Raw genomic sequence first — 18,852 nt, 5'->3', positions numbered from 1 at the left:
GATTCTCCTTACTTGCGGCCTTTACGCTGCTGCTTTTTAGGTTGAGCAGCCGGTTCCGGTTGTTCAACAGCAGCCATACCACCCAAGATCTCACCTTTGAAGATCCATACCTTAACGCCGATTACACCATAAGTGGTGTGCGCTTCAGATGTGTTGTAATCGATATCCGCACGCAGTGTATGCAACGGAACACGACCTTCACGGTACCATTCGGTACGCGCGATTTCAGCACCGCCAAGGCGGCCGCTTACTTCAACTTTGATACCTTTAGCGCCAAGACGCATTGCGTTCTGTACAGCACGCTTCATAGCACGACGGAACATAACACGACGTTCCAGCTGTGAAGTGATGCTGTCAGCAACCAATTTTGCGTCCAGTTCCGGTTTACGGACTTCGGCGATGTTAATCTGTGCAGGAACGCCAGCGATATCCGCTACGACCTTACGCAGTTTTTCGACATCTTCACCTTTCTTGCCGATAACGATGCCAGGACGAGCGGTGTGAATAGTCACACGGATGCTCTTCGCTGGACGCTCGATAACGATGCGAGAAACGGAAGCTTTCGCTAATTCCTTAGTCAGGAATTGGCGAACTTTAAAGTCGCCGTCCAGGTTGTCAGCGAATTCTTTGGTATTTGCGTACCAGGTAGAGTTCCAAGCTTTGACAATACCTAGTCGAATACCATTAGGATGTACTTTCTGACCCATTGCTAGTCTCCAGAGTCTCAGCGATCGGACACAACCACAGTAATGTGGCTGGTGCGCTTCAGGATGCGATCTGCACGACCTTTTGCACGCGGCATAATGCGCTTCATGCTAGGGCCTTCGTCTACGAAGATCTTCGTGACTTTCAGATCATCGATGTCAGCGCCATCGTTGTGTTCTGCGTTAGCAATGGCAGACTCTAGTACCTTCTTAACCAAACCAGCAGCTTTCTTGTTGGTATAGGCCAGAGTTTCCAGAGCTTGCGACACTTTCTTACCGCGAATCAGGTCCGCTACCAAGCGAACCTTCTGAGCAGAAGAACGAGCGTGGCGATGTTTAGCGATAGTTTCCATCTCTTCCTCCTACCTTAGCGCTTTTTAGCCTTTTTATCGGCCGCATGGCCGCGATAAGTACGGGTCGGCGCGAATTCACCCAGTTTGTGACCGACCATTTCATCGGCTACAAAAACGGGAACGTGCTGACGACCATTATGGACAGCGATGGTCAAACCGATCATATTTGGAAAGACCGTTGAACGACGGGACCAAGTCCGAATTGGCTTCTTGTCTCCGCTTTCCACCGCTTTCTCTACCTTCTTCAGCAAGTGCAGGTCAATGAAGGGACCTTTCTTGAGAGAACGTGGCATGGCTTATCCTCTAATTATTTTTTACTACGGCGACGTACGATGAACTTATCAGTACGCTTGTTGCTACGGGTCTTCTTACCTTTGGTTTGAACGCCCCACGGAGTTACCGGGTGCTTACCAAAGTTACGACCTTCACCACCACCGTGTGGGTGATCTACCGGGTTCATCGCCGTACCGCGAACGGTAGGACGAATACCACGCCAACGACTAGCACCTGCTTTACCCAGCACACGCAGCATGTGTTCAGCGTTACCGACTTCACCTAAGGTGGCGCGGCAATCAGCTTGAACCTTGCGCATTTCGCCGGAGCGCAGACGCAGAGTAACGTAGGAACCGTCACGAGCAACGATCTGAACGTATGCACCAGCAGAACGAGCCAATTGGCCGCCTTTACCTGGTTTCATTTCTACGTTATGAACCGTTGAACCAACTGGGATGTTACGCATAGGCAGGGTGTTACCTGCTTTAATTGCCGCATCAACGCCAGATTGAATCTGGTCACCAGCTTTCAGGCCTTTTGGCGCCAGGATATAACGGCGTTCGCCGTCTTTGTACAGAACCAGCGCGATATTCGCGGAACGGTTCGGATCGTACTCCAGACGCTCAACCACTGCAGGGATACCATCTTTGTTGCGTTTGAAGTCAACCAGACGATAATGTTGCTTGTGGCCACCACCGATATGACGGGTAGTGATACGGCCATTGTTGTTACGGCCACCGCTTTTGCTTAATTTCTCAAGCAACGGGGCATAAGGCTTACCCTTATGCAACTCCTGGTTAACCACCTTAACAACGTGGCGACGACCCGGAGATGTAGGTTTACATTTAACAATTGCCATTGTTTTACTCCTCCGACTTACTCTGCGCCGCCGATGAAGTCCAGATTCTGGCCTTCTTTCAGGGTGACGTAAGCTTTTTTCCAGTCGCTACGACGACCAACACGCTGACCGTGACGCTTACTCTTGCCTTTAACCAGCAAGGTGTTAACGTCTTCGACTTCGACTTCAAACAGTTTCTGCACTGCAGCTTTAATTTCTGCTTTGGTCGCGTCTTTGGCAACTTTGAGAACGATGGTGTTATTCTTTTCCATCGCAGCGGACGCTTTTTCAGATACATGCGGCGCGCGCAGTACTTTCAGCAGACGTTCTTCACGAATCATGCCAGCATCTCCTCAACTTGCTTCACAGCATCAGCAGTCATAACCACTTTATCGAAGGCGATCAGGCTAACTGGGTCGATACCGGCTACATCGCGAACGTCAACCTTGTACAGGTTGCGAGCTGCCAAGAACAAGTTCTCGTCCAGTTCACCCGTTACGATCAGCACATCTTCCAGAGCCATATCTTTCAGTTTCTGCGCCAGCAACTTAGTTTTAGGTGCTTCAACAGAGAACTTTTCGACAATGATCAGACGATCTTGACGTACCAATTCGGACAGAATGCTTTTCAGCGCGCCGCGGTACATCTTTTTATTTACTTTCTGACTGTGATCCTGAGGCTTCGCAGCAAAGGTCACACCACCTGAACGCCAGATTGGGCTCTTTACAGAACCTGCACGCGCACGGCCGGTGCCTTTCTGGCGCCACGGTTTCTTACCGGAACCTGTTACTTCAGCACGGGTCTTCTGAGCACGAGTACCTTGACGGGCACCTGCTGCGTAAGCAACAACAACCTGATGTACAAGCGCTTCATTGAAATCACGCCCGAAGGTAGTTTCGGAAACAGTCAGCGCGCCTTGCGCGTCTTTCATTACCAATTCCATTCCTATCTCCTCGACGTTACGCCTTGACAGCCGGTTTTACGATCAGGTTGCCACCGGTTGCTCCCGGTACAGCGCCCTTGACCAGCAGTAGGTTGCGCTCAGCGTCAACACGTACTACATCCAGGCTTTGAACAGTTACACGTTCATCACCCATATGGCCTGCCATTTTCTTGCCTTTAAACACTTTGCCCGGAGTCTGGTTCTGACCGATAGAACCCGGAACGCGGTGAGACAAGGAGTTACCATGGGTAGCATCTTGGGTACGGAAGTTCCAGCGCTTAACAGTACCGGCAAAACCTTTACCTTTAGACGTACCTGTAACGTCGACTTTCTTAACGTCTGCAAAGATTTCGACGCTAATTTCTTGGCCAGCAGTGAATTCTTGACCTTCTGGAAGGCGGAATTCCCACAGACCACGGCCAGCTTCTACGCCAGCTTTAGCGAAATGACCCGCTTCTGGTTTAGTAACGCGGTTAGCTTTTTTAGCACCGGTAGTTACTTGCACAGCACGGTATCCGTCGTTCTCCAGGCTTTTGACCTGAGTTACGCGGTTCGCTTCAATTTCGATAACAGTTACTGGGATTGAAACGCCATCTTCAGTGAAGATACGCGTCATACCCACTTTCTTACCGACTAAACCAATCATTGTTTCAACCTCTCAATCGCTCAATGACCTGATTAACCCAGGCTGATCTGCACGTCTACACCAGCAGCCAGATCCAGACGCATCAGAGCATCAACGGTTTTCTCGGTTGGCTCAACGATGTCAACCAGACGCTTGTGAGTGCGAATCTCGTACTGATCGCGCGCATCTTTATTGACGTGCGGAGAGATCAGAACGGTAAAGCGCTCTTTGCGAGTTGGCAGCGGGATCGGACCGCGAACCTGCGCACCAGTGCGCTTGGCAGTCTCGACGATTTCCGCAGTTGATTGATCGATCAAACGATGATCAAACGCTTTCAGGCGGATACGGATTCTTTGGTTCTGCATGAGACCAGAGCTCCAATTATTTATAAACGTAAATGATTACTCCTCGCACCCATTTCGATTGATGGGGGAGTGTAATCGTTCAACATATAACCCCCATATCGGGAGTATTGTTCAGTAACAGCACTAGGCTATGACTGACAGATTAGTTTCAATCTGACCAACCAAGATTAGGTAGGCCCGCGCATTATACGTAAATACCAGCAGGAAGCAAGTCAGTGTTGGAAATCTATGCAAAAACTTGCCAGATAATTTAATTAAGGGGATATAAGGTTAATTTGTGCGGTAGGAATGAAAAAAAGAGTGAGTCCAAGAAGGATTCTCACTCTTTTTGACTGCGTAATCTTATGGTTAATAAACAAGCTATCTTGCAAGTGTTTAGTCTTTCGCCAACTGTGCCTGAGAGTAGTTTTGTATACCTAAACGCTCAATCAGACTCAGTTCTGTTTCGAGCCAGTCAATATGGCCCTCTTCATCAGCAAGAATTTCTTTCAATAAATCGCGACTAACATAATCATGGATAGAATCAGCATAAGCAATACCTTCACGCAGATCCTTCGCCCCGGCGAGCTCGAGAGCTAAATCTGATTTCAGTATTTCCTCAACATCCTCGCCAATATTCAGCTTACCCAAGTCCTGTAAGTTAGGAATACCTTCGAGGAATAAAATACGTTCGATGTATTTATCGGCATGCTTCATTTCGTCTATAGATTCGTGATACTCCTTATCATTAAGGCGCATCAGCCCCCAGTTTTTAAACATTCGGGCATGGAGAAAATATTGATTGATGGCAACTAGCTCGTTGCCGAGTAGTGTATTGAGATGTGCAATTATCTTTTTATCGCCTTTCATAACTATACCCTCCGCTTCCAGTACACAAAGTGTAGTACCAGATGGCAAAGTGTGGGGAATACTTCTCCCTGCTAACTATTAGGCAACATCATTCATTTCTGGAATGTTCGCGCGTTCCTCGATCAGTATCTCTCTGGCCTGTCGGATGCACTTACCGCAGTCTGTACCAATGGGTACCAATTGACGCAGTTGTTTAATGGTATGTGGATGGTGCTGACGTACAGCTTTACGGATAACTTTGTCAGATACCGCATTACACAGACAAACATACATAGAGAGACTCACTTCTTAACCAATCTCTCAAGTGTAAATAAGAATGCGTGTTATTTCAATTAAGATTATTCACTTTATCAATAAAAAAGGGTGCCGAAGCACCCTTGGTTACTTGATCAATAAAATAATTAATCAGTAAAGCAATTAAGCGATAACTTTAGCAACAACACCAGCGCCTACAGTGCGGCCACCTTCACGGATTGCGAAACGCAGACCGTCGTCCATTGCGATTGGGTGAATCAAGGTAACAACCATGTTCACGTTATCACCAGGCATTACCATTTCAACGCCTTCTGGCAGTTCGATGGTACCGGTTACGTCAGTTGTACGGAAGTAGAACTGAGGACGGTAGCCTTTGAAGAACGGAGTATGACGGCCGCCTTCGTCTTTGCTCAGAATATAAACTTCTGAATCAAAGGTAGTGTGTGGTTTGATAGAACCTGGTTTAGCCAGAACCTGACCACGTTCGATATCTTCACGTTTGATACCACGCAGAAGAACACCAACGTTCTCACCAGCACGGCCTTCGTCCAGCAGTTTGCGGAACATTTCAACGCCAGTACAAGTAGATTTAACAGTATCTTTGATACCAACGATCTCTACTTCTTCACCAACTTTAACGATACCGCGCTCTACACGACCAGTTACAACAGTACCACGGCCTGAGATAGAGAATACGTCTTCGATTGGCAGCAAGAATGGCTTATCGATAGCACGTTCTGGCAGTGGAATATAAGTATCCAATGCTTCAGCCAGTTCGATAATTTTTGCTTCCCACTCAGGAACGCCTTCCAGTGCTTTCAGAGCTGAGCCCTTGATTACTGGAATGTCGTCGCCTGGGAAATCGTAAGCAGAAAGAAGTTCACGAACTTCCATTTCTACCAGTTCCAGCAGCTCTTCATCGTCAACCATGTCACATTTGTTCATGAATACGATCATGTATGGAACGCCAACCTGGCGACCCAACAGGATGTGTTCACGAGTCTGTGGCATAGGACCGTCAGTTGCAGCAACAACCAAGATCGCGCCGTCCATCTGAGCAGCACCGGTGATCATGTTTTTAACGTAGTCGGCGTGTCCTGGGCAGTCAACGTGCGCATAGTGACGAGTCGGGGTGTCATATTCAACGTGAGAAGTGTTGATGGTGATACCACGAGCTTTTTCTTCTGGTGCGTTATCGATCTGATCGAAAGCACGAGCGCTACCGCCGTAGGTTTTAGCCAGTACGGTAGTGATTGCTGCAGTCAGGGTAGTTTTACCATGGTCAACGTGGCCGATAGTACCGACGTTTACATGGGGTTTGTTACGTTCAAATTTTTCTTTAGACACGACTATATTCCTTACTCTGGTGCTCTACCACTTATGAGAGAGCACTGGATCATTGTTTTAAACCCGAAAGCTTATTTGCCACGGGCTTCGATAACGGCTTGAGCGACGTTACTCGGCGCTTCAGCATACTTCAGGAACTCCATAGAGTATGAAGCACGGCCCTGGGTCTGAGAGCGCAGGTCAGTAGCATAACCGAACATTTCAGACAACGGAACCTGGGCACGAATAGTCTTACCAGTTAACGTATCTTCCATACCTTCGATCATGCCACGACGACGACTCAGGTCACCCATTACGTCACCCGCATAATCTTCAGGGGTTTCGATTTCAACCTTCATTATTGGCTCAAGCAGAACTGGTTTAGCTCGTTTGAAACCTTCTTTAAAGGCGATAGAACCGGCTAATTTAAACGCCAATTCTGAGGAGTCAACATCATGGTAAGAACCGTAGTGCAGACGCACTTTAACGTCCACAACCGGATAACCAGCCAGAGGACCGGACTTCAGTTGTTCCTGGATACCTTTATCAACAGCAGGGATGAACTCTTTAGGAATAGAACCACCAACGATTTCGTTGACGAATTCATACCCAGCGCCACCCGGTGGTAACGGAGACATATCGATAACAACATGACCGTACTGACCACGACCGCCTGACTGCTTAGCGTGCTTACCTTCCACGTCCTTGACGGTATCGCGGATAGTTTCACGGTAAGCAACCTGAGGTTTACCGATGTTTGCTTCCACGCTAAATTCGCGGCGCATACGGTCAACCAGGATATCCAAGTGCAGCTCACCCATACCAGCGATGATAGTCTGACCTGATTCTTCGTCAGTCCACACACGGAATGATGGATCTTCTTTTGCCAGACGCCCCAGAGCCATACCCATTTTTTCCTGGTCGGCTTTGGTTTTTGGTTCAACGGCAACAGAGATCACTGGCTCAGGGAACTCCATACGTTCCAGAATGATCACATGCTTTGGATCACATAAGGTGTCACCCGTCGTCACGTCTTTCAGGCCGATCGCTGCTGCGATGTCGCCTGCGCGAACTTCTTTGATCTCTTCACGTTTGTTGGCGTGCATCTGTACGATACGACCCAAACGCTCTTCACGCGAACGTACTGAGTTCAGCACAGTGTCACCGGAGTTAACAATGCCAGAGTACACACGGAAGAATGTCAGGTTACCCACAAACGGGTCGGTAGCAATTTTGAATGCCAATGCAGAGAACGGCTCTTTGTCGTCTGAATGACGAACAGCCGGAGTATCTTTACCATCGTCCAAAATACCGTTGATTGCTTCAACGTCAGTTGGCGCTGGCAGATAATCGATAACTGCATCCAGCATTGCCTGTACGCCTTTGTTTTTAAACGCAGAACCACAGGTAACCAAGATAATTTCGTTGCGCAGAACACGTTGACGCAGAGCTTTCTTGATTTCTTCTTCGGTCAGCTCTTCGCCGCCCAAATACTTGTCCATCAACTCTTCAGACGCTTCTGCAGCCGATTCAACCAGATTCTGGTGCCATTCAGCAGCCAGCTCAGCCATATCAGCAGGGATCTCTTCGTATTCGAAGGTCACACCCAGATCGGCTTCATTCCAGTTGATCGCTTTCATTTTCACTAGATCGATAACACCAGTGAATTTCTCTTCCGCGCCGATTGCCAGTTGCAATGGAACTGGATTCGCGCCCAGACGAGCTTTAAGCTGGCCAACAACTTTCAGGAAGTTAGCACCCATGCGGTCCATTTTGTTAACGAACGCAATGCGTGGGACTTTATATTTGTTCGCCTGACGCCATACGGTCTCAGACTGTGGCTGAACACCACCAACTGCACAGTAAACCATTACCGCACCGTCAAGAACACGCATAGAACGTTCAACTTCAATGGTGAAGTCAACGTGCCCTGGGGTGTCAATGATATTGATGTGATGTGGTTCATACTGTTTAGCCATACCAGACCAGAAGCAGGTAGTAGCCGCAGAAGTAATGGTAATACCACGTTCCTGCTCTTGTTCCATCCAGTCCATAGTGGCTGCGCCGTTATGAACTTCACCGATCTTATGGTTTACACCGGTGTAAAACAGGATACGTTCGGTAGTGGTTGTCTTACCGGCGTCGATGTGAGCGCTGATACCGATATTACGATAGCGCTCAATGGGTGTTTTACGAGCCATTTGATTCCTCTATTGCCTTAGGCGTTCATTCGATTAACCATGCGGGTTAACTATTAAAGCGCCCGCATGGTTAGCATAGCTACTGCGTGGTAATTACCAGCGGTAGTGCGCGAACGCCTTGTTAGCTTCGGCCATACGGTGAACGTCTTCACGTTTCTTAACAGCAGAACCTTTGTTCTCTGCTGCGTCAGACAGTTCATTCGCCAAGCGCAAAGCCATGGATTTATCACCGCGTTTACGAGCAGCATCAACGATCCAACGCATTGCCAAGGCATTACGACGAACCGGACGAACTTCAACTGGTACCTGATAAGTAGAACCACCAACGCGGCGAGACTTAACTTCGACAGTCGGGCGCACGTTATCCAGAGCTACTTCGAAAGCTTCCAGAAAATCTTTACCAGAACGCTGAGCCAGGGTTTCCAGCGCGGTATAGACGATTGCTTCTGCAGTAGATTTTTTACCATCTACCATCAGGATATTTACAAATTTAGCCAGCAATTCAGATCCGAACTTAGGATCTGGCAAAATTTTACGCTGACCAATTACACGACGACGTGGCATGGAAATACTCCGTTGTTAATTCAGGGTTGTCCAAAACTCTAAGAGTTTATTTTGACATTAATGTGAAAATGTTTGGCCTTACTTAACGGAGAACCATTAAGCCTTTGGCTTCTTCACGCCGTACTTAGAACGTGATTGCTTACGGTCTTTAACACCTGAGCAGTCAAGCGCGCCGCGGACGGTGTGGTAACGCACACCTGGCAAGTCTTTTACACGACCGCCACGGATCAGGATCACGGAGTGTTCCTGTAGGTTATGACCTTCACCGCCAATGTAGGAGGTGACTTCAAAACCGTTAGTTAAACGCACACGGCAAACTTTACGCAGTGCGGAGTTAGGTTTTTTCGGGGTGGTGGTATATACGCGGGTACATACACCACGTTTCTGCGGGCATGCTTCCAGCGCAGGAACGTTGCTTTTAGCAACCTTCATGCTGCGTGGCTTGCGAACCAGCTGGTTAATCGTTGCCATTATTAAAAAAGCTCCTGGTTTTTTGCTTCGTAAACACGTGATAAATCCCCCTCGTTTGCACGACTGGCAGAGAACGAGGACGCAGAATTTTATGGCTGACTATCTAAGGTGTCAAGAAATATACAGCATTGACTGCATTACCATGCCAGTTGTTGCTGATGTTTTAGGGTCAAATCCACGAAGTGAGTATAGCCGATTAGCGTAGCGCTGTCTGAAATTTGACCAGACAAACCACGTGCAATAACGTCATCTTCTAACACAAATAGAGAAGCTGGGTTATTTAACAATAGCTTAAGACTTTCACTGTTTTTCAAAACAGTCATAACGCCATCTTGTAGAAAGAGAATCTCATCTTCAGATGTGACTAATCTCAGCAAAGCAGATAAATCGCAACGATAAGGGGAATGACTGACGGTATACAGCATTATAGCGACCCAAATCCCATTAAAAAGTCAGCACAACATCATAAGTTGCCAATTGGCGACGTAAATTTACCGGAGATAATACCTCGACATCAAGGATCCAGTTCGTCACACAACTCAACCCGCGTTGCTCTAATGAGTCTTCGCAGATATAACAATCCTCAACATCGTACAGGGGTAAGACACCGAAAGTGGCAATATAGTTTCTGGCGAGAATTATTTCCGGTTGTTGCTGAGGTAATAGCTGCAAGACACCATCTGACAGAAAGAATACACCTAAATCTTCGCTTAATGCCGATGTAGCCAGTAAGGCATCCAACCCTTCCCGCCCTGCCGAATTGCCATGCGGACCTTGGGTGAAAACAAAAGCGACACGTTTCATTGCCATTAAAATTGCACCATGCGATCACAGGTCAATGCGGCTTCGGCTAACGCACCCAAGCCGGTTAAGGTAAAACCCGGTTGCAGATTCGCTGCCGCAAGATTGAGTTGTTCGGCTTCCTGTTGGTCGGTTACACCACGGCGTAATGCCGCCGCCACACACACATGCAACATAACAGCATGTTCAGCCGCCAATTGTTGCCACGCCCTTACCAAGTCAAATTCATCACTGGCAGGGGCAGTTAATTGGTTAGCGTTCAAAACGCCTTCGCGATAGAAGAAAACACTCACCAAACTGTGACCTGAATTTATCAGCGCTTGTGCAAATTGATAAGCACTACTGGCCTGCTGCGTACCATAAGCAGGCCCAGTGACCATAAGACAATATCTTTTCACGCCAGACATTAACGGTCGTGCCCTACAAGGTCGCCACTTTTGAATTGGCGAATGTAGAGATAGACGGTGTGTTTAGAGATATTAAGCCGTTCTGCAACCTGATTGATGGCATCTTTGATATCAAAAATACCCTTTTCATAAAGATTAAGTACCACTTGGCGGTTCTTCGCATTGTTAGAAACATTACGGTCCGCATTGACTTCTTCGATGGTAAATTCAAGTGTTTGCGCCACCAAATCATCAACAGATGAGGCAAAGTTGACCGAGGAAGCAACTTCCTGCGTTTCCGGCGGCATAAACGTTTGGATGATTTGTGAGAAAGGCACATCCAGATTCATGTTGATGCACAGCAAGCCAATAACACGCTGGTCACGGTTACGGATAGCGATAGTGACTGATTTCATCAGTACACCACTTTTGGCTCTGGTGAAATAAGCTCTTGAAACACTGCTATCAGCACCGGCCATATCGTGCAACATCCGTAGAGCCAAGTCGGTTATCGGTGAACCAATTTGCCTTCCAGTGTGTTCTCCATTCGCAATTCTTACCGCAGAGCTTTTCAGATCTTCCAGTGAGTGCAGAACGATTTCACAGTGGCCGCCAATAAGCATAGCTAAGCCATCAACGACAGCTTCGTATGATTTTAGTATTTCATGGTCCGTCTGACTGAACGGACGTTCATCCAGTAAATCCAGTTCACTGGTTTCGCTACTGAGAAGCGAATTAGACATCGAAGACACCATCCTCTAGGTAAAGCCTGTCTCAATATCGTTGGCAGACTCATAACTCAATATCTTAGATTTTAAGTCTAGCAAATATGCTGAGATAAAATCCTTGCGTTTGCGCGTGATATTGACGTTAAGCCCACAAGCCATAAACCGTCAAGTTATCAACGAACAGAAGTGAAAATTGATAGATGTGCCGCAAAAAAAACCGCCACGACAATTATCGCAGCGGTTATAAGCAGAATCGGTGAACTAAGCTGAATTACTTCTTCGCTTTTTCGCCTGCAGCTGCTGCTGGTTGCTCTTCTGGAGCATCAGCTTTTGGTGCCGCTTTCACATCTAACAGTTCTACATCGAATACCAGAGTAGAGTTAGCTGGGATACCTGGGACGCCAGTTTTGCCGTAAGCCAGTTCTGGTGGGATAACCAGGGTGATCTTGCCACCTTTTTTGATTTGCTTCAGGCCTTCAGTCCAACCTGGGATAACACCGTCCAAGCGGAAGGATAATGGCTCACCACGCTTGTAGGAGTTATCAAACTCAGTGCCATCAGTCAGTGTCCCTTTGTAATTAACAACCACGGTATCACTGTCTTTTGGTGCTTCACCAGTACCGGCTTTCTCTACTTTGTACAGCAGGCCAGATGCGGTTTTCTTCACATCTTTTTCTTTAGCGAAAGTATCGCGATACTTAGCGCCCTTATCGGCATTTTCTTTAGCGTCCTGCTCCATTTTTGCCTGAGCAGAAGCTTTTACGCGAGCTTCAAAACTTTGCAGAGTGCTTTCAATTTCTGCATCAGTCAGTTTGCTTTTGTTAGCAAACGCGTCCTGAACACCGGCGATCAACTGGTCTTTATCCAGTTTAATACCCAGCTTTTCTTGTTCTTTTAGGGAATTATCCATGTAACGCCCTAATGATGCGCCTAATGCATAAGCAGATTGCTGGTCATCATTTTTAAATGCGCTATTGGTCGTTGCTGGCGCGGCTGCGGTTTTGGCTGCTTCAGCAGCGAAAGTAGCAGAGGTATTCAGGGTCAGCGCCATGGTGGTAGCCAGTAGCGTTACTTTAAACAGTGATTTCATCCATTTCTCCATTGGCTTAAGGACACTTACCCCAAGCAACGATTATAAGTGTAACTTGTACTATAACTGTCTGTGCGAACACAAAACAATCTCTATGCTGATGCTATTAAGTGATATTAAGACTTTTTTTACTACAAGAAGTTTCGTTTTATCGATATCTTGATCCTCGCAAGGCAATCACGGCGTTTTACAGGTAGAATCGCCCCTCCCCTGTTTTTTCTCTATGAGTATCAAATAGGAAGTAATAAGAGGGTATGGTTTGCAGTCATGAGAGGAAATTAATATGGAACAATCCCTGTTTGAACAACGGCTGGAAATGCTGGAAAGCCGTCTGGCATTTCAGGAAGTGACGATTGAGGAACTCAATTTGATCGTGACGGAGCACCAAATGGAAATGACCAAATTGCGGGAGCATCTGCGCTTGTTGACCGATAAACTGCGCGAATCTCAGTCTTCCATGATGGCCTCGCCAGCAGAAGAGACACCGCCTCCGCATTATTAATGCGGATAGCAAAAAGCCAGCCGCAAGGCTGGCTTTTGACTGACAGAGTCAGATCTTAGTGACAGCCACAGCCGCCCTTACCACAACCACCTTTACCATGTTCATGATCGTGGTCACTCTCATCATGGCCATGACCGCCACAGCAACCATCACCGTGTTCATGATGATGATCATGCTCGCCATGTACGTGGCCATGTTGCAGCTCTTCTTCTGTTGCTTCACGGATAGCAACCACGTCAACGTGGAAGTTCAGATCCTGACCCGCCAGCATGTGGTTACCATCAACCACCACGTGCTCATCTTCAACAGCAGTGATCTCTACCGGTACTGGACCTTGATCGGTATCAGCCAGGAAACGCATGCCAACTTCCAGCTCGTCAACACCCATAAAGACGTCTTTCGGTACGCGCTGCACCAGATTTTCATCATAGCTGCCGTAGCCTTCGTCTGCATTCACGCGCACATCAAAGCTGTCGCCAGCTTCATGACCTTCGAGCGCTTTTTCCAAACCAGCGATCAGGGAACCGTGTCCATGCAAGTAGTCCAACGGCGCACTCACCGGAGACTCATCAACTAAAACACCGTCTTCTGTACGTACCTGGTAAGCCAGGCTGACCACCAAGTCTTTTGCTACTTTCATGATATCTCCTACCCTTGGAACAAAAATTGGCACAGATTGTAGCTGAAATCTGCACCGCTGTACCCACCAGCATAAAAAATCGCGAAGGATAACGCTACTCGGGATGGAAAATACCGATCACTTGTTCATGCGGGCGGACGTGTTGATTGACCTGTTCATCCGTCTGGCGTTGATGGTGACCACACTTGACACACTCCACCACCTCCACGTGATCTTCACGCCATAAAGCCAAGGTATCCAATGCCTTACATTTTGGACAAACCGCTCCAGCGATAAATCTTTTGCGCGTTTTTGTCTTATTAAGAGCACTTGTCATCGTTTTCTCCGACATTATTCGTATTCATCCCACCCATCTAACTGCCGACTTTCATGTAGCATTTCTCGCTGGAAAATATCTTCCAGTTCACGGCGGGCCTCTTTAACTCTGGAGATTTGCGCCACATCACCATGATGCTGCGGCACCAATTCACGCAGCATCCGCATATCAAGACGACGGAAATGTTGTTGCGCCCGATAAGCTTGATGTGGATGCATTCCCAATCCCAATAGCGTTTTACGCCCCAACTCCAGCGCACTGGAAAAGGTTTCGCGGGTGAAGTCTTTGACGCCATTTTGCAACAGTTCATGTGCTTCAACACGCCCTCTGGCACGCGCCAGAATGTGCAAATCAGGGAAATGTTGCTGGCACAGATGCACCAATGTCATGGTATCTTCCGGCTCATTACAGGTGATAACAATAGCTTTAGCTTTTTCCGCGCCGGCGGCCCGCAACAGTTCCAATTCGGTGGCATCGCCGTAATAGACTTTGTAACCGTATTTGCGCATCACACTCACCGCACTGACATCACGTTCTAACACGGTAATACGCATTTTGTTCGCCATCAGTAGGCGGCCAATCACCTGACCAAATCGCCCAAAACCAACAATAATCACCTGCGGATCATTATCTTCCACGAACGGCTTCTCATCGCTCTCTTCCTGCGCGTTATAACGGCGGATCAGAATGCGATCGATAGCCTGCATCAATAATGGTGTCGTCATCATCGACAACGTAACCACCACCAGCAGCAATGCCAGTTGTTCAGCATTTAGAACATGTTGAGAGAATGCAGCGGAGAACAAGACGAAAGCAAATTCACCGCCCTGACTGAGCACTCCGGCAAATTGCAAGCGCACCGAACGGCGCAAGCCAAATGTACGTGCCAAACCATACAATACGGTGCCTTTGATAAATACCAGCGCCAGCACACCTAACAACACATCCAGCAGGTGAGTGAATAGCACACCAAGATTCAGCGCCATCCCAACCGAAATAAAGAACAACCCGAGCAATAACCCTTTAAAAGGTTCGATGGCAATTTCCAGTTCGTGCTGAAATTCACTTTCGGCCAGTAATATCCCGGCGATAAATGTCCCTAACGCCATCGATAGGCCCAATGCATCCATAAACAGTGCAGAACCTAATACCACCAGTAATGCGGCCGCAGTAAAAACCTCCCGCACACCAGAGGCGACAATATAGCGAAACAAGGGGCGCAGCAGATAGCGACCACCAATCAACATGCCCGCAAACGCCGCAACTTTAATACCAATTTTGACCCAATCATTGGCAGCACCACCGCCCCCCGCCAGAATAGGGATCAACGCCAAAGCAGGTATAACCGCCATATCCTGGAACAGTAACACCGAGAATCCGAGCTGCCCGCCTTCGTTGCGGTTCATGCCTTTTTCCCGCATTAGCTGCAATGCCATCGCGGTCGAGGACATTGCTAAACCAATGCCACCGATAACCGCCGCCTGCCAGGCGAACTGAGTGAAATAGAGTAATGCCCCCAATACTGCCGCTGTAATAACAACCTGACCCGCACCGACACCAAAAATAGAGCGCCGCAACTGCCATAGCTTGGCTGGATTCAACTCCAACCCAATGATAAACATCAGAAACACCACACCAAGCTCGGAGAAGTGCAGTATTTCGTCAACATCACGTATAAAACCTAACCCCCATGGACCAATAGCAATACCGGCTATCAGATAACCCAACACCGCACCAATACCCAGGCGTTGAGCAATAGGAACCGCAACCACAGCGGCAAATAAAAATAATAAAATGGCAGTAAGTAGCGCTGAGCCTTCCATATATCAGTGCCCTCCCGCAGGCAACGGCGACAGCAACCACTGCGTATAAGCTTGCGCATGGCTGGCTAAGACTTCCGGTTTCTGACGTCGCGCCCAGTATATAATCATCGGGTTCATCCAATGCATATGGCACATAGCCGCTGTCAATTCGAAAGGGCGCAGAATATCTTCCATCGGATAGCGGTTATAGCCCCCTACCCGATAGGCCCCTTCCGGTTCGCCGGTGGTAATTACCGAGCGCCAATACTTACCCGTCAGAGCATGACCACCCACACCATTGGCAAACCCACGAGCTAATACCCGGTCCAGCCACTCCTTCAGCAACGCCGGGCAACTGTAGGTATAGAGAGGATGTTGAAATACAATAACTTGATGCTCACGTAGCAATTGCTGCTCATGGTGAATATCAATAAAGAAATCAGGATAATGTGCATAGAGATCGTGCACAGTAACATGTTCTAACTGCTGCACCGGTTGCAGTAAAACCCGGTTTGCCACCGAGTCTTGTGATTCCGGATGGGCATACAGCAGCAAAACCTTCGGTGGCTGCGACATCATTCCCCTCCAAAGCGTCGTCAGGGTCCGGTTTTTCCGTTACCATACTTCGCAAAGACTAAAAAAGACTAAGATTTATACCCAAAGTCATTGGCGTTACCCGTCGGTAGCGACAAGAACCACGGGGATAATAATTTAACATATACCCAAAATAATTCGAGTTGCAGGAAGGCGGCAAGCGAGAGAATCCCGATGAGCTTACTAGAGTAAGTGATTCGGGTGAGCGAGCGCAGCCAACACACATGCAGCTTGAAGTATGACGGGTAAACTCTAAACATACGGCACTCTATGATTGTTTTTTCTTCGCTTCAAATACGACGTGGTACCCGCGTCTTGCTGGACAACGCTACAGCAACGATTAATCCTGGCCAAAAGGTCGGGCTGGTCGGCAAAAACGGTTGTGGTAAATCCACCCTGCTGGCGTTGCTCAAAGGCGAACTGAGCGCCGATGGGGGCAATGCCACTTTCCCCAGTAACTGGGCACTGGCCTGGGTTAATCAGGAAACTCCGGCACTGGATATTCCGGCGATAGAGTATGTTATCGACGGGGATCGCGAATATCGCCAATTGGAGGCCGAACTTCAGGCCGCTAATGAAAAAAACGATGGTCATGCCATCGCCACCGTGCACGGCAAACTTGATGCCATCCATGCCTGGACAATTCAATCCCGTGCCGCCAGTTTGCTACACGGGCTGGGGTTTTCTCAAGAGCAATTACAGCAACCGGTACGTTCATTTTCCGGCGGCTGGCGCATGCGCCTTAACCTGACCCAAGCGCTGGTTTGCCGCTCTGATTTGCTGCTACTGGATGAACCAACCAACCACTTGGATTTAGATGCGGTTATCTGGCTGGAAAAGTGGCTGAAAAGCTATTCTGGCACGCTGGTTTTAATTTCTCATGACCGCGATTTCCTTGATCCTATTATTGATAAGATTCTGCATATTGAACAGCAGACGCTGAATGAATATACCGGTAACTATTCATCTTTCGAACGCCAGCGAGCGACCAAGCTCTCGCAGCAGCAGTCGATGTATCAGCATCAGCAAGAAAAAGTGGCGCATTTACAAAGCTATATCGACCGTTTCCGTGCACAGGCGACTAAAGCCAAACAAGCTCAGAGCCGCATCAAGATGCTTGAGCGGATGGAACTGATTGCACCTGCCCATGTGGATAACCCATTCCACTTCAGCTTCCGTACACCGGAAAGTTTGCCTGACCCCCTACTCCGCATGGAGAAAGTGAGCGCAGGCTATGGTGATCGTACGATTTTGCAGTCCATTAAGCTCAATCTGGTCCCCGGCTCACGCATCGGTCTGTTGGGGCGCAATGGTGCGGGTAAATCTACGCTAATTAAGTTACTAGCCGGCACTTTAGAGCCACAAAGCGGTGAGATTGGTTTATCCAAAGGGATTAAACTGGGTTACTTCGCCCAGCATCAGTTGGAGTTTTTGCGTGCGGATGAATCACCGCTACAGCATATGAGCCGCCTGGCACCCAAAGAGTCGGAACAACAACTGCGCGACTATTTAGGTGGCTACGGTTTTCAGGGCGATCAGGTTACTGACCCAACGGCCCGCTTCTCCGGCGGTGAAAAAGCACGTTTAGTACTGGCACTGATTATCTGGCAGCGCCCTAACCTATTGCTACTCGATGAGCCAACCAACCACCTTGATCTTGATATGCGTCAGGCGCTAACCGAAGCCTTAATTGATTTTGAAGGCGCATTGGTGGTGGTTTCCCATGACCGCCATTTACTGCGTTCCACCACCGATGACCTCTATCTGGTGCATGATGGCAAAGTAGAGCAATTCGACGGCGATTTAGAAGATTATCAGCAATTTTTGGTCGATGTGCAGCGCCAGCAAAGCCAGCAGGATAATCCGACAAAAGAGTTGTCAGGTAATAGTGCCCAACAGCGTAAAGATCAAAAACGCCGTGAGGCAGAGTTCCGAACCCAGACTCAGCCATTGCGTAAGCAGATTATGACGCTGGAAAAACAGATGGATAAGCTCAGTACCGAGCTGGCAGTCATCGAAGAACAATTGGCTGATTCTGCCTTATACGATATTGCACGTAAGGCTGATTTGACCCAATGTTTACAGCAGCAGACGCAAGTGAAAACCAAACTTGAAGAGACTGAAATGCACTGGCTAGATGCTCAGGAGCAGTTGGAGAACCTCACTAAGATATTTGAAGCGGGATAACCCGCTTTTCAGAAAACGCCAGTATTAAGGATAATAAGA

Annotated in this window: 25 protein-coding genes; 2 read left to right on the top strand and 23 right to left on the bottom strand. The window is 48.1% G+C overall.

The features are described from left to right. Positions 1-8: 8 nt before the first annotated feature. The 19 genes from rpsC to fkpA all read right to left on the bottom strand — a co-directional run bounded on the left by rpsC (position 9) and on the right by fkpA (position 12,772). A complete protein-coding gene (gene rpsC, locus ACWJJO_RS01325) occupies positions 9-707 on the bottom strand; it encodes a 30S ribosomal protein S3 (protein WP_083161167.1) in 699 nt (232 codons plus the stop codon). Positions 708-724: 17 nt separating this feature from the next. After that, entirely contained in the window at positions 725-1,057 is a 333-nt protein-coding gene (gene rplV, locus ACWJJO_RS01320; RefSeq protein ID WP_004391423.1) for a 50S ribosomal protein L22, read from the bottom strand. A 14-nt stretch (positions 1,058-1,071) separates the two neighbouring features. Next, on the bottom strand, positions 1,072-1,350 hold the full coding sequence (gene rpsS, locus ACWJJO_RS01315) for a 30S ribosomal protein S19 (RefSeq protein ID WP_032818077.1): 279 nt from the start codon (positions 1,348-1,350) through the stop codon (positions 1,072-1,074). A 14-nt stretch (positions 1,351-1,364) separates the two neighbouring features. Beyond that, positions 1,365-2,189, bottom strand: coding sequence for a 50S ribosomal protein L2 (gene rplB, locus ACWJJO_RS01310; RefSeq protein WP_005186240.1), 825 nt, complete (start codon positions 2,187-2,189; stop codon positions 1,365-1,367). Between the two features lie 17 nt (positions 2,190-2,206). Beyond that, a complete protein-coding gene (rplW, locus tag ACWJJO_RS01305) occupies positions 2,207-2,509 on the bottom strand; it encodes a 50S ribosomal protein L23 (protein ID WP_005159841.1) in 303 nt (100 codons plus the stop codon). Then, a complete protein-coding gene (gene rplD / locus ACWJJO_RS01300) occupies positions 2,506-3,111 on the bottom strand; it encodes a 50S ribosomal protein L4 (RefSeq protein WP_004702326.1) in 606 nt (201 codons plus the stop codon). Before rplD ends, rplW begins: the two co-directional genes overlap by 4 nt. 16 nt (positions 3,112-3,127) lie before the next feature. Beyond that, positions 3,128-3,757 (bottom strand): 50S ribosomal protein L3, encoded by a 630-nt coding sequence (gene rplC, locus ACWJJO_RS01295; RefSeq protein WP_002218932.1) that lies wholly within the window; start codon positions 3,755-3,757, stop codon positions 3,128-3,130. A gap of 32 nt (positions 3,758-3,789) precedes the next feature. Further along, entirely contained in the window at positions 3,790-4,101 is a 312-nt protein-coding gene (rpsJ, locus tag ACWJJO_RS01290) for a 30S ribosomal protein S10 (protein WP_001181005.1), read from the bottom strand. A 375-nt stretch (positions 4,102-4,476) separates the two neighbouring features. Continuing rightward, positions 4,477-4,950, bottom strand: coding sequence for a bacterioferritin (gene bfr / locus ACWJJO_RS01285; RefSeq protein WP_083161169.1), 474 nt, complete (start codon positions 4,948-4,950; stop codon positions 4,477-4,479). 78 nt (positions 4,951-5,028) lie between these two features. Beyond that, positions 5,029-5,223 carry a bacterioferritin-associated ferredoxin gene (bfd, locus tag ACWJJO_RS01280; RefSeq protein WP_005186233.1) on the bottom strand — a complete coding sequence of 65 codons (195 nt, stop codon included), beginning with the start codon at positions 5,221-5,223 and terminating at the stop codon, positions 5,029-5,031. A gap of 144 nt (positions 5,224-5,367) precedes the next feature. Then, entirely contained in the window at positions 5,368-6,552 is a 1,185-nt protein-coding gene (tuf, locus tag ACWJJO_RS01275; protein WP_005186230.1) for an elongation factor Tu, read from the bottom strand. Between the two features lie 71 nt (positions 6,553-6,623). After that, entirely contained in the window at positions 6,624-8,732 is a 2,109-nt protein-coding gene (gene fusA / locus ACWJJO_RS01270; RefSeq protein WP_083161170.1) for an elongation factor G, read from the bottom strand. Between the two features lie 93 nt (positions 8,733-8,825). Beyond that, positions 8,826-9,296 (bottom strand): 30S ribosomal protein S7, encoded by a 471-nt coding sequence (rpsG, locus tag ACWJJO_RS01265; RefSeq protein ID WP_002212324.1) that lies wholly within the window; start codon positions 9,294-9,296, stop codon positions 8,826-8,828. A 96-nt stretch (positions 9,297-9,392) separates the two neighbouring features. Continuing rightward, positions 9,393-9,767: a 30S ribosomal protein S12 gene (rpsL, locus tag ACWJJO_RS01260; protein WP_002212323.1), complete on the bottom strand. Its 375-nt coding sequence runs from the start codon at positions 9,765-9,767 to the stop codon at positions 9,393-9,395. 137 nt (positions 9,768-9,904) lie between these two features. Continuing rightward, positions 9,905-10,192, bottom strand: a complete 288-nt coding sequence (gene tusB / locus ACWJJO_RS01255; RefSeq protein WP_049601300.1) for a sulfurtransferase complex subunit TusB — start codon at positions 10,190-10,192, stop codon at positions 9,905-9,907. Between the two features lie 19 nt (positions 10,193-10,211). Next, complete coding sequence (gene tusC / locus ACWJJO_RS01250) at positions 10,212-10,577, bottom strand: sulfurtransferase complex subunit TusC (protein WP_481090545.1); 366 nt, start codon at positions 10,575-10,577, stop codon at positions 10,212-10,214. Then, positions 10,577-10,975: a sulfurtransferase complex subunit TusD gene (tusD, locus tag ACWJJO_RS01245; protein WP_083161172.1), complete on the bottom strand. Its 399-nt coding sequence runs from the start codon at positions 10,973-10,975 to the stop codon at positions 10,577-10,579. The genes tusC and tusD overlap by 1 nt, the downstream gene beginning before the upstream one ends. Beyond that, entirely contained in the window at positions 10,975-11,697 is a 723-nt protein-coding gene (locus ACWJJO_RS01240; protein WP_032906602.1) for a helix-turn-helix transcriptional regulator, read from the bottom strand. Before ACWJJO_RS01240 ends, tusD begins: the two co-directional genes overlap by 1 nt. 256 nt (positions 11,698-11,953) lie before the next feature. After that, on the bottom strand, positions 11,954-12,772 hold the full coding sequence (gene fkpA, locus ACWJJO_RS01235) for an FKBP-type peptidyl-prolyl cis-trans isomerase (protein ID WP_083161173.1): 819 nt from the start codon (positions 12,770-12,772) through the stop codon (positions 11,954-11,956). 283 nt (positions 12,773-13,055) lie between these two features. Between fkpA and ACWJJO_RS01230 the strand changes: the two genes are divergently transcribed. Continuing rightward, positions 13,056-13,274, top strand: a complete 219-nt coding sequence (locus ACWJJO_RS01230; RefSeq protein WP_005186209.1) for a protein SlyX — start codon at positions 13,056-13,058, stop codon at positions 13,272-13,274. Between the two features lie 55 nt (positions 13,275-13,329). Here ACWJJO_RS01230 and slyD read toward each other — a convergent pair whose 3' ends face one another. The 4 genes from slyD to kefG form a co-directional block, all read right to left on the bottom strand. Next, positions 13,330-13,914, bottom strand: a complete 585-nt coding sequence (slyD, locus tag ACWJJO_RS01225; protein WP_083161174.1) for a peptidylprolyl isomerase — start codon at positions 13,912-13,914, stop codon at positions 13,330-13,332. Between the two features lie 94 nt (positions 13,915-14,008). Then, positions 14,009-14,230: a YheV family putative zinc ribbon protein gene (locus ACWJJO_RS01220; protein ID WP_032906619.1), complete on the bottom strand. Its 222-nt coding sequence runs from the start codon at positions 14,228-14,230 to the stop codon at positions 14,009-14,011. A 14-nt stretch (positions 14,231-14,244) separates the two neighbouring features. Then, a complete protein-coding gene (kefB, locus tag ACWJJO_RS01215) occupies positions 14,245-16,053 on the bottom strand; it encodes a glutathione-regulated potassium-efflux system protein KefB (RefSeq protein WP_083161175.1) in 1,809 nt (602 codons plus the stop codon). Positions 16,054-16,056: 3 nt separating this feature from the next. Beyond that, the gene (gene kefG, locus ACWJJO_RS01210; protein ID WP_193784847.1) at positions 16,057-16,608 is read right to left on the bottom strand and encodes a glutathione-regulated potassium-efflux system ancillary protein KefG; all 552 of its coding nucleotides are present in this window, start codon (positions 16,606-16,608) and stop codon (positions 16,057-16,059) included. A 288-nt stretch (positions 16,609-16,896) separates the two neighbouring features. Here kefG and ACWJJO_RS01205 point away from each other — a divergent pair, with 288 nt between their 5' ends. After that, positions 16,897-18,813: an ABC transporter ATP-binding protein gene (locus ACWJJO_RS01205; RefSeq protein ID WP_481090544.1), complete on the top strand. Its 1,917-nt coding sequence runs from the start codon at positions 16,897-16,899 to the stop codon at positions 18,811-18,813. Positions 18,814-18,852 lie beyond the last annotated feature (39 nt).

The sequence above is a fragment of the Yersinia antarctica genome (assembly GCF_056636475.1).
Note: the sequence above shows the minus strand (reverse complement) of the source record. Positions and strands in the feature narration are given on the sequence as shown.

Excerpts from the sequence above, each read along its gene's own strand:
- rpsC (WP_083161167.1), bottom strand. The coding sequence starts at position 707 with ATGGGTCAGAAAGTACATCCTAATGGTATTCGACTAGGTATTGTCAAA.
- rplV (WP_004391423.1), bottom strand. The coding sequence starts at position 1,057 with ATGGAAACTATCGCTAAACATCGCCACGCTCGTTCTTCTGCTCAGAAG.
- rpsS (WP_032818077.1), bottom strand. The coding sequence starts at position 1,350 with ATGCCACGTTCTCTCAAGAAAGGTCCCTTCATTGACCTGCACTTGCTG.
- rplB (WP_005186240.1), bottom strand. The coding sequence starts at position 2,189 with ATGGCAATTGTTAAATGTAAACCTACATCTCCGGGTCGTCGCCACGTT.
- rplW (WP_005159841.1), bottom strand. The coding sequence starts at position 2,509 with ATGATTCGTGAAGAACGTCTGCTGAAAGTACTGCGCGCGCCGCATGTA.
- rplD (WP_004702326.1), bottom strand. The coding sequence starts at position 3,111 with ATGGAATTGGTAATGAAAGACGCGCAAGGCGCGCTGACTGTTTCCGAA.
- rplC (WP_002218932.1), bottom strand. The coding sequence starts at position 3,757 with ATGATTGGTTTAGTCGGTAAGAAAGTGGGTATGACGCGTATCTTCACT.
- rpsJ (WP_001181005.1), bottom strand. The coding sequence starts at position 4,101 with ATGCAGAACCAAAGAATCCGTATCCGCCTGAAAGCGTTTGATCATCGT.
- bfr (WP_083161169.1), bottom strand. The coding sequence starts at position 4,950 with ATGAAAGGCGATAAAAAGATAATTGCACATCTCAATACACTACTCGGC.
- bfd (WP_005186233.1), bottom strand. The coding sequence starts at position 5,223 with ATGTATGTTTGTCTGTGTAATGCGGTATCTGACAAAGTTATCCGTAAA.
- fusA (WP_083161170.1), bottom strand. The coding sequence starts at position 8,732 with ATGGCTCGTAAAACACCCATTGAGCGCTATCGTAATATCGGTATCAGC.
- rpsG (WP_002212324.1), bottom strand. The coding sequence starts at position 9,296 with ATGCCACGTCGTCGTGTAATTGGTCAGCGTAAAATTTTGCCAGATCCT.
- rpsL (WP_002212323.1), bottom strand. The coding sequence starts at position 9,767 with ATGGCAACGATTAACCAGCTGGTTCGCAAGCCACGCAGCATGAAGGTT.
- tusB (WP_049601300.1), bottom strand. The coding sequence starts at position 10,192 with ATGCTGTATACCGTCAGTCATTCCCCTTATCGTTGCGATTTATCTGCT.
- tusC (WP_481090545.1), bottom strand. The coding sequence starts at position 10,577 with ATGGCAATGAAACGTGTCGCTTTTGTTTTCACCCAAGGTCCGCATGGC.
- tusD (WP_083161172.1), bottom strand. The coding sequence starts at position 10,975 with ATGTCTGGCGTGAAAAGATATTGTCTTATGGTCACTGGGCCTGCTTAT.
- ACWJJO_RS01240 (WP_032906602.1), bottom strand. The coding sequence starts at position 11,697 with ATGTCTAATTCGCTTCTCAGTAGCGAAACCAGTGAACTGGATTTACTG.
- fkpA (WP_083161173.1), bottom strand. The coding sequence starts at position 12,772 with ATGAAATCACTGTTTAAAGTAACGCTACTGGCTACCACCATGGCGCTG.
- ACWJJO_RS01230 (WP_005186209.1), top strand. The coding sequence starts at position 13,056 with ATGGAACAATCCCTGTTTGAACAACGGCTGGAAATGCTGGAAAGCCGT.
- slyD (WP_083161174.1), bottom strand. The coding sequence starts at position 13,914 with ATGAAAGTAGCAAAAGACTTGGTGGTCAGCCTGGCTTACCAGGTACGT.
- ACWJJO_RS01220 (WP_032906619.1), bottom strand. The coding sequence starts at position 14,230 with ATGACAAGTGCTCTTAATAAGACAAAAACGCGCAAAAGATTTATCGCT.
- kefB (WP_083161175.1), bottom strand. The coding sequence starts at position 16,053 with ATGGAAGGCTCAGCGCTACTTACTGCCATTTTATTATTTTTATTTGCC.
- kefG (WP_193784847.1), bottom strand. The coding sequence starts at position 16,608 with ATGTCGCAGCCACCGAAGGTTTTGCTGCTGTATGCCCATCCGGAATCA.
- ACWJJO_RS01205 (WP_481090544.1), top strand. The coding sequence starts at position 16,897 with ATGATTGTTTTTTCTTCGCTTCAAATACGACGTGGTACCCGCGTCTTG.